8 protein-coding genes, 1 tRNA gene and 1 pseudogene are annotated in these 8,484 nt (G+C 70.0%); 5 read left to right on the top strand and 5 right to left on the bottom strand.

Annotation, left to right across the window (positions count from 1 at the left end):
• Positions 1 to 302: 302 nt before the first annotated feature.
• A pseudogene (locus ACFVYF_RS06860) lies at positions 303 to 380 on the top strand (ATP-binding protein); the annotation flags it as partial.
• A gap of 23 nt (positions 381 to 403) precedes the next feature.
• Here the strand turns inward: ACFVYF_RS06860 and ACFVYF_RS06865 are convergent.
• Both ACFVYF_RS06865 and ACFVYF_RS06870 read right to left on the bottom strand, forming a co-directional pair.
• Complete coding sequence (locus ACFVYF_RS06865) at positions 404 to 610, bottom strand: hypothetical protein (protein ID WP_389451839.1); 207 nt, start codon at positions 608 to 610, stop codon at positions 404 to 406.
• A gap of 384 nt (positions 611 to 994) precedes the next feature.
• Positions 995 to 1,068: transfer RNA gene (locus ACFVYF_RS06870), tRNA-Gly, on the bottom strand.
• 510 nt (positions 1,069 to 1,578) lie between these two features.
• Between ACFVYF_RS06870 and dcd the strand changes: the two genes are divergently transcribed.
• From dcd to ACFVYF_RS06890, 4 genes are all read left to right on the top strand, one after another.
• Positions 1,579 to 2,154 (top strand): dCTP deaminase, encoded by a 576-nt coding sequence (gene dcd, locus ACFVYF_RS06875; RefSeq protein ID WP_389451842.1) that lies wholly within the window; start codon positions 1,579 to 1,581, stop codon positions 2,152 to 2,154.
• A 230-nt stretch (positions 2,155 to 2,384) separates the two neighbouring features.
• Positions 2,385 to 2,894 carry a phosphoribosyltransferase gene (locus ACFVYF_RS06880; RefSeq protein WP_389451845.1) on the top strand — a complete coding sequence of 170 codons (510 nt, stop codon included), beginning with the start codon at positions 2,385 to 2,387 and terminating at the stop codon, positions 2,892 to 2,894.
• Between the two features lie 212 nt (positions 2,895 to 3,106).
• Positions 3,107 to 3,853: a phosphotransferase family protein gene (locus tag ACFVYF_RS06885; protein ID WP_389451848.1), complete on the top strand. Its 747-nt coding sequence runs from the start codon at positions 3,107 to 3,109 to the stop codon at positions 3,851 to 3,853.
• 202 nt (positions 3,854 to 4,055) lie between these two features.
• Positions 4,056 to 5,441: an FAD-binding oxidoreductase gene (locus ACFVYF_RS06890; protein ID WP_389451851.1), complete on the top strand. Its 1,386-nt coding sequence runs from the start codon at positions 4,056 to 4,058 to the stop codon at positions 5,439 to 5,441.
• 67 nt (positions 5,442 to 5,508) lie between these two features.
• Here ACFVYF_RS06890 and ACFVYF_RS06895 read toward each other — a convergent pair whose 3' ends face one another.
• From ACFVYF_RS06895 to ACFVYF_RS06905, 3 genes are all read right to left on the bottom strand, one after another.
• Positions 5,509 to 6,543, bottom strand: coding sequence for a Yip1 family protein (locus ACFVYF_RS06895; protein ID WP_389451854.1), 1,035 nt, complete (start codon positions 6,541 to 6,543; stop codon positions 5,509 to 5,511).
• Positions 6,544 to 6,569: 26 nt separating this feature from the next.
• The gene (locus ACFVYF_RS06900) at positions 6,570 to 6,728 is read right to left on the bottom strand and encodes a hypothetical protein (protein WP_389451857.1); all 159 of its coding nucleotides are present in this window, start codon (positions 6,726 to 6,728) and stop codon (positions 6,570 to 6,572) included.
• Between the two features lie 193 nt (positions 6,729 to 6,921).
• A complete protein-coding gene (locus tag ACFVYF_RS06905; RefSeq protein ID WP_389451859.1) occupies positions 6,922 to 8,376 on the bottom strand; it encodes an FG-GAP-like repeat-containing protein in 1,455 nt (484 codons plus the stop codon).
• Positions 8,377 to 8,484 lie beyond the last annotated feature (108 nt).

Consider the following 8,484-nt stretch of genomic DNA (forward strand, 5'->3'; position numbering starts at 1 on the left):
CGAGCCGGGCACGACACGGAGCCGCCCCGGGACGACACGGAGCCGCCCCGGGGCGCGGGGAATGCCCGGCCCCGGGCGAGGCTCCCCCCCCCCCCACCAGCCAGGTCAGCCTTGGCTCGGCGCTTCCGCTCCGACGCCCGGCGTCCTCTCTGTGTACCGCTCTCCTGTGACCCCCTGCTGTTCCCCTCGACCTGGTGTGCTCGGGCGAGGAGGTTTGCAGCCTCCGGCCCACGCCTCCTCGAGGCCTCGTACATCTTGAGGCGCTGCGGGTCGCCGGTTTTGAGCGGCCTCGGACGGCCCAGCTTCACAATCCCGGGTTCCCGGCGGATGTCCGGCTGCGCAGTCCCGGTGCCAACGACGCACACGGAAGAGGGCTGCTTTCGCCGGCTCTTCCCCGTTGACCTCACGTTCGTGGCTGCCTGCTGGCGATCCGGTAGATCACGTACGTAAGGGCCAGGATGAAGTCTGTGGCTACCCAGAATGCGACGACCAGGCCGACCCCGATTGTGGTGCCGATGTCGTCGGCGTCCTTGCACACTTCGAGGTTGTCGCCCGTCAGGCCAGAGCACGATTCCGGCGTTCCGCTGCCGCTGGCGGCGCCTGCTATCACCCAGATCAGGAACAGGATCTGGACCGCCAGGAAGATCCAGAAGAAGACGCGACGGCGCTTCCTTGGGGGAGGCGCAGGCTGCCTCTGGTACGGCGGTTGGCCTGGTGGCGAAGCCTGTTGAGGTCCGGGCCACTGGCTCGGTTGGGATGGCGACGGACTGGGTGGCCGTGCGCCCCACGTCTGTGGTGGTTGGGCTTGTGGTTGCCGGGAATGCCGAATCCTGCTCATGGATCCGTCCTTCCATGAGGCGTTGTATCTCATCGTGCGCTTGTGAATCCGTTTGTGCTTGCCGGAGGTTCGTCAGCGGGTGCGGTCGTGGTGTGCACCCCGCCCACCGGTCTAGACAACAAAGAACCCCCGGGTCATCGACCTGGGGGTTACATATGGAGCGGGTGACGAGAATCGAACTCGCACTCTCAGCTTGGGAAGCTGATGTTCTACCACTAAACTACACCCGCGTAAGACGCCGGTTGAGCCGGTGTCGAATGCCCGCTCACTCTACCTCATGCCTGGCCCCCGGTGCTGAAGCCGACGGGGTCAGGCGGCGTTTCGGGGGGTGGACGCGGCTGCGGTGGGCCGGAGTTGGGGCGTACGGTGGAGATGCTGGAGAGGGTCCCGGCGGGACCGGAGTGCCGCCTGGAGGCCCGTCCCTTTCATCCCGTAATGTGGCTTTCGTCGTCAGTCAGACGCGGCTCTGGGGAAGGGAATCCGAGGACTTGATGGAGCGCACCGTCGTCCGTTGTGCCGAGGGGCACGTATTCAGCACCACGTCGTTCCCGATGCAGCAGGCCGAGCGGCTCGGCCCCGGTCGGTTGATCAGGTGTCCGCGGTGTGCGCGGCTCCGGAGCGTCGTTCCGGTGACGCTGCAGAAACACTGAGCGGTGGAAGCAGCGCGGTAACGAGGAAGTTCGTGGGCGCGCGGGCCGTCCGATTGTGGGCGGTCCGCGCGCCTTGCGTATCCTCGGGGCGTGCTTCTCTCTGACAAGGACATCCGGGCCGAGATCGACGCCGGACGGGTCCGTATCGATCCGTACGACGAAACCATGGTGCAGCCATCGAGCATCGACGTGCGGCTCGACCGCTACTTCCGGGTGTTCGAGAATCACCGCTACCCGCATATCGACCCGTCGGTCGAGCAGGCGGATCTCACCCGGCTCGTCGAGCCCGAGGGCGATGAGCCGTTCATCCTGCACCCCGGCGAGTTCGTGCTGGCGAGCACGTACGAGGTCATTTCGCTTCCCGACGACCTTGCCTCGCGGCTGGAGGGGAAGAGCTCGCTGGGGCGGCTCGGGCTCGTCACCCACTCCACCGCCGGCTTCATCGACCCCGGGTTCTCCGGGCACGTGACGCTGGAGCTCTCGAACCTCGCCACCCTGCCCATCAAGCTCTGGCCGGGGATGAAGATCGGGCAGCTGTGCATGTTCCAGCTCAGCTCGTCCGCCGAGTTCCCGTACGGCAGCGACCGGTACGGGTCCCGCTACCAGGGCCAGCGCGGGCCCACCGCCTCCCGCTCCTTCCTCAACTTCCACCGGACCCAGGTGTGACGCGTACGAACTTCCACCGGACCCAGGTGTGAGGCCTACGCGCCGGACGAGCCGTACCCTCGCGGGCAGCGCGTCCGTCGCAGACCGCCTGTCGGTCGCAGACCGCTTGTCCGTCACGGGCAGGCGGTCCGTCGAAGGCGACGAGTCCACTGAACGCAGCGAGCCCAGCGAGCCCAGCGAACGCAGCGAGCCCAGCGAATGGGGCGAGACCCTCGGGAGCAGCGAATTCCATGACTGACGTGCGCGAGAACCTCACCTACGAGCGATTCGGGGGCGCGGTCCGCGAGCTCGCCCAGGCCATCGCCGACGACGGGTACGAGCCCGACATCGTGCTGAGCATCGCCCGCGGCGGTGTCTTCGTCGCCGGCGGCCTCGCCTACGCCCTCGACTGCAAGAACATCCACCTCATCAATGTGGAGTTCTACACGGGCGTGGGGACCACCCTCGAAATGCCCGTCATGCTCGCCCCCGTCCCCAACGCGATCGACTTCTCCGACAAGAAGGTCCTGATCACGGACGACGTCGCCGACACCGGCAAGACGCTGAAGCTCGTGCACGACTTCTGCGTCGACGCCGTCGCCGAGGTCCGCAGCGCCGTCATCTACGAGAAGCCGCACTCCCTCGTGAAGTGCGAATACGTGTGGAAGCGCACGGATGAGTGGATCAATTTTCCGTGGAGTGTCCTGCCTCCGGTACACAAGTCGGGAGAGGCGCCCAAGGAGAACAAGGAAGCGCTCTGACGTGTGCTGTGTGACGTGTGACGTGTGACGTTCGCACCATGTGCCTGAGGCCCTCGGTGATCGCCGGGGGCCTCAGGCCTTTGTCTGTACGTGAGCGAGCCGAGCGGAGTCGACTACGCGGTCAGCCGCGTAATCGCACGCGATGAACCCGGCGACATCGCACGCGATAAACCCGGCGACGTCGGCGAGCATCCCCGGGATAGTGGTCGCCCATGGATGAGGTCGAAGTCGTCGTCGCCCATTCCGAGCGCGCGACCCTGCGCGTCGGCGACGTGTTCCTGAAGGTGGACGCCGATCAGGCGCGCATCGACGTCGAGGTCGAGGTGATGTCCCTGGCGCCGGTCCCGACCCCGGAGGTTCTGTGGCGAAAGCCGCCGGTGCTCGCGATCGCCGCAGTCCCGGGGACGACGCTCGGGCAGCTCGGCGGGCCGTCGACCGGGTCGCCCCCGGCGTGGGCCGCGGCGGGCGCGGCCATCCGGAAGCTGCACGACGCACCGCTGCCGCCCCGGCCCGGCCGGGCCGGCCGGAGCATCGGCACGCTGGCGGCGGAACTCGACGACGAGTGCGAGCTGCTCGTGACGAACGGTGTCCTGCCCGCCGACCTGGTCACTCGCAACCGGCAGGTCGCCGAGGCCGCACTCCGGCCGTGGCCTGCGGCGTTCACCCACGGCGACCTGCAGATCTCGCACGTTTTCGTCGAGGGCGACGAGGTCACGGGCATCATCGACTGGTCCGAGGCGGGCCAGGGTGATGCCTTGTACGACCTCGCCACCTTCACGCTCGGACATGAGGAGCACCTCGGCGATGTCATCGCCGGCTACGGCGCCGACGTCGACCTCGACGTGATCCGCGCGTGGTGGTCGTTGCGAAGCCTGCTGGCGGTTCGCTGGCTGGCCGAGCACGGCTTCGACCCGTTCGCGCCGGGCTGTGAGGTCGACGTGCTGAGGGCCCGGATGTGAGGCTTCGCGGGACCGCGGTAACCCGGCGACCACCGACCGGCCGCCCCTGCGGATGCGCCCCCGCCGCCCCTGCGGATGCGCCCCCGCCTCCACGGCGAGACGCTGGGAGGGTCAGCCCCGCGGTGTCCGATTGGGCACGTGACGTTCCACCGCGCCCGTGGTTCATGACGGTGCCGGGGCCCTCGCGAGGGGAGCGATCGTCATGGACGGCACCACACTGGAGGCGATGCGGACCGCACTGCGGGGTCCGGTCGTCGCCCCCGAGGATTCCGGGTACGACCGGGCCCGTACGGTCTACAACGCGATGATCGACCGGCGGCCGGCCGCCATCGTGGGCTGCCGGGACGCCGGCGACGTCATGGACGCCGTCGACTTCGTCCGCGACCGCGGTCTGGAGGTCGCCGTGCGCGGCGGCGGACACAGTGGCCCCGGGCTGTGCCTGGTGGACGACGGCGTCACCATCGATCTGTCACCGATGAGCTGGGTGCGCGTCGATCCGGTCACCAAGACCGCCCAGGTGGGCGGCGGCAGCACACTGGGCGATCTCGACCACGCCACCCACGCGTTCGGCCTGGCCACACCCGCCGGGATCATGTCGACGACGGGCGTCGGCGGGCTCACCCTCGGCGGCGGACACGGTCACCTCACCCGCAAGTACGGACTGACCGCGGACAATCTGCTCAGCGCCGACGTGGTGCTCGCCGACGGCGGGTTCGTCACCGCGAGCGAGAAGGAGCACGCGGACCTCTTCTGGGCGCTGCGCGGCGGCGGCGGGAACTTCGGCGTCGTCACGTCCTTCACCTTCGACCTGCATCCCGTGCACACGGTCGGTCTCGGGATCACCCTGTGGACGCTGGACCGCATCCAGGACGTACTGCGCTGGTACCGCGACTTCCTGCCGCAGGCGCCCGAGGACCTGAACGGGTTCTTCGCGGTGCTCGCCGTGCCGCCGGGGCCGCCGTTCCCCGAGGAGATCCACGGCCAGAAGATGGGCGGTGTGGTGTGGTGCTGGACCGGCGACGTCGACCGGGTCGAGGAGGTCCTCGCGCCGGTAGGGGACGCCGGGCCGCCCGCCTTCCACTTCACGGCGCCGATGCCGTACCCCGCGGTGCAGAGCATGTTCGACCAGCTGATCCCCGCCGGGCTCCAGTGGTACTGGCGCGGTGACTTCTTCGACCGGATCACCGACGACGCCATCGGCGTGCACGCCAAGTACGCGGAGGGCCTCCCCACCGATCTGTCGACCATGCACCTGTATCCGGTCGACGCGGCCGCCCATCGGACCGGCCCGGACGACACGGCGTGGGCCTACCGGGACGCCGTCTGGTCCGGCGTCATCGGCGGAATCGATCCCGATCCCGCGAACGCCGAGGTCATCAGGCAGTGGGCGGTCGACTACTGGGAGGAGCTGCACCCGCACTCCATGGGCGGTGCGTACGTCAACTTCATCGGCACCGACGAGAGCCAGGAGCGGGTCAGGTCCACCTACCGCGACCACTACGACCGGCTCGCGGCGATCAAGCGGACCTACGATCCGCACAACCTCTTCCACGCCAACCAGAACATCGCGCCGGCGCCCGCCGGCTGATCCGCCCCGCCTTCAGCCACGGGGGCGGATGCACCGGACCCGACCCTCTTGAACGTGCCCAGCCCCTCTAGAACGTGCCCAGCTTGATGATCGACAGAATCGCGATCAGCTGGATCGCCGACGCCGCCAGCGCCTTCGGCCACGGCAGGTCGTGCGAGCGGGACACCATCAGGGTGAGCAGCGCGCCGGCCGCCACCCAGGTCGCCCAGCCGAGGAGCTGGACGAAGGACGCGTCGCCGCCGAAGAACATGGCGACCACGAGGCGCGGGGCGTCCGTGATCGACATGATCAGCATGGACAGGCCGACCGTCGGCTGCCAGGCGCCGTCCCCGCCGAGCTGGCGGGCCAGGGTGTGGGTGACCACGCCCAGGATGAACGTACTGAGGACGATCGCGACCGCCGTGATGAGGACGATCGGCACCGCGTTGGAGAGCGTGGCGTTGATCGCGTCCTCGCGGGCCCCGTCGAAGCCGAAGACGGCGAGCAGGCCGTAGAGGAACGTGACGACGAGGGCCGGGCCCCACATCGCGTAGTCCCGCATCTGCAGGAAGGTCTGGTTGGGGCGGGCGACGATCCCCTTGAGCAGGTCCTTCCAGTACAGGCGCGGGCCGACCGGCGGGGCCGCGGCCTGACCGGCACGGTAGGTCTCACCCTGGTTGTACGGGTCCTCGCCGACCGCGAAGGCCTGGGTGTGCCCCGGCTGGTTGGCCGCGTACGGGTCCGGGCTCTGCGGATAGCCCTGGCCGCCGTCGCCGTAGTACTCCGGCTCGCCCGGGCCGCCGCCGGCCTGGGGCCAGCCCTGCTGCCCGCCCTGGGGCTGACCGCCGTAGCCCTGTCCGCCGTACTGCTGCTGCGGCGCGGGTGGGTAGCCGTACGGCGGCCGGCCCGGTCCCTGGGGGGACTGCTGGGCCTGCGGGGCCCGAGGGGCCTGCTGTCCGTACGGCTGCTGCCGCGGTTGTTGTTGCGGTCGCCCTTGCGGGGTGCGGTTGTCCCGGCCGCGTCCGATCCTGAATCCAGCCACGTAATCGAACGTACCTGGTCCCGGAGAGTGACGTGCCGGGCCCGGGGTATTGGACCCGGCTTTGCGGCCGACCTGTGACATCCCCTAAGGGGACGGAAGGCCAGGTCTCAGTGGCTGCTCAGGGTCTTGCCGTAGGTGAGCGCGCTCGTCGGGGACGGCAGGCCCAGTCGGGCGGGGGTGACGCCGCGGGAGCCGTCGACCGAGGCCGACGGGAGCACCCGGACGCCACCCGACGAACCGATCTCGCCGGGGGAGCCGACCGCCACGTCCGGGGTGCCGTCATGGTCGTAGCCACCCGTCGTGGCCGTCCTCGTCGAAGTCGCCCGTGGCGAGGGCGGAGACGGCCGCGCTGTCGGTGTTCCAGATGTTCATCAGCTGGTGCACGTCCTCGGACCAGCTCCACAGCCGTACGTGCGACTGGGTGTGGGGGCGTTCACTCGGTGTCGGAGGGGACGGGGGTCAGGGGGCGAGGGTCGAGGACCAGTGGTTGTACCTGGCGGCGGACAGTCCGGTGGCCTCGCCCATCACGCTGTACGACGAGCCCGGGGTGGGGCCGCTCGGGGTGCCCTTGAACACCCAGATGCCACCCATCTCGTTGTTCCGGCCCGCGGCACTCTCGCCGGGTGCGCCGACGACGAGTTCGGGACGGCCGTCCTTGGTGAGGTCGGCGAGGCGCACGGTGGAACCGAAACGGTCGCCGTGCTCCGTCGTGCCGGGGACGCCGGACGAACTCTGGGAGATGCTGCGGGAGCCCGCGCCGGTCGGGCCGGTCGGGCCGCCGGGGACGAGGATCACGCTGCCGGCCTCCCTGGCCGAGCCGAGCTTTTCGCCGGGGACGCCGACCGCGATGTCGCCGTATCCGTCACCATTGACGTCCGCCACGCTCACATCACTGCCGAACGAGTCGTTCGGCTCCGCCGCGCCGGGGACGCCGGGTGTGTCCTGGTGGAGGAGGAGCGGGGCGCCGGCGGGGGTGATGCCCTGCGCGCTGCCCAGCCAGACCGCGATCTGGCCACCCTTGTGGCCGGTGCCCTCGCGGGGAGTCCCGTCGATCACGTCATCGGCCGGGTCACCGATGACGAGGTCGCCGAATCCGTCGCCGTTCACGTCCCCGATGGTGGCGTTGTCCCCGTCGGTCGGGAGCATCTCGTCCTCGGAGCCGTCGACGGGGTTGACGTACACACCCCCGTCGGGGTGGTCGGAGAGGCCCACGGTGATGTCGACGTAGTCCGCTCTGCCGTCGCCGTTCAGATCGCCCAGGAGGGTGTCGTCGGCGGACGGGGTGGACATCTCGAGGGAGTTGGTGGCGGGCTTGCCGCTCCGGGTGAAGGGGCCGGTCAGCCGGCGTGTGGCACACCAGCCCGCCACGGACACCACGGCACGCCCCGCGGCGGCCTTCGGATTCACGGCGGACAGACCGACGCCGAACACACAGCCGGTTGCACCGGCGGACGGGCCGGCCGTCGGCAGCGCCGCACTGCCCTTCAGGCCCTGCGCGCCGCCCCACAGGACGGTGACGCCGCCGCGGTTCTTCGCGCCGGTGACGTCCTCGTAGGGGGCGCCGACGAGCAGGTCGGCGTAGCCGTCCGCGTCGAGGTCGGCCGAGGCCACGGACCGGCCGAATTCATCGTTCGCCTCCGCCGCGCCCTCCACACCCGCGGTGGCTTGGGAGATCAGCTGTTTCTTGCCCTTGCCGGGACCTGCCGCGGCGCCGTACAGCACGGTGACCGCGCCCGCGTACTCCTTGCCGGAGACGGTGGCCTCGGGGGCGCCCACGACCAGGTCGCGGTAGCCGTCGCCGTTGAAGTCGTCGCTGAGTTTCGCGGCCGCGGCGGCGGAGGGGGCGGCGATCGCCAGGGGGGTGATGCCCGCGGCCAGGAGGGCGGCGAGGGCCGTGGTGGTGCGGAGGCGCATAAGTGTGCTCCGGGGAGACGAGTCGGGGGGGGCGCCGGGGGAGGCGTGGGCCCCGCTGGCGCCGGGGAGCATGAGGTGGGGGCCGTAGTTGGAGACAACTGTGAGCCT

Source organism: Streptomyces sp. NPDC058274 (genome assembly GCF_042881375.1).
Classification (GTDB): domain Bacteria; phylum Actinomycetota; class Actinomycetes; order Streptomycetales; family Streptomycetaceae; genus Streptomyces.

What these genes read in the sequence shown, in the direction of transcription:
- ACFVYF_RS06885 (WP_389451848.1), top strand. Translation starts at nt 3,107, where the DNA reads ATGGATGAGGTCGAAGTCGTCGTCGCCCATTCCGAGCGCGCGACCCTG.
- ACFVYF_RS06895 (WP_389451854.1), bottom strand. Translation starts at nt 6,543, where the DNA reads ATGTCACAGGTCGGCCGCAAAGCCGGGTCCAATACCCCGGGCCCGGCA.
- ACFVYF_RS06890 (WP_389451851.1), top strand. Translation starts at nt 4,056, where the DNA reads ATGGACGGCACCACACTGGAGGCGATGCGGACCGCACTGCGGGGTCCG.
- ACFVYF_RS06905 (WP_389451859.1), bottom strand. Translation starts at nt 8,376, where the DNA reads ATGCGCCTCCGCACCACCACGGCCCTCGCCGCCCTCCTGGCCGCGGGC.
- ACFVYF_RS06880 (WP_389451845.1), top strand. Translation starts at nt 2,385, where the DNA reads ATGACTGACGTGCGCGAGAACCTCACCTACGAGCGATTCGGGGGCGCG.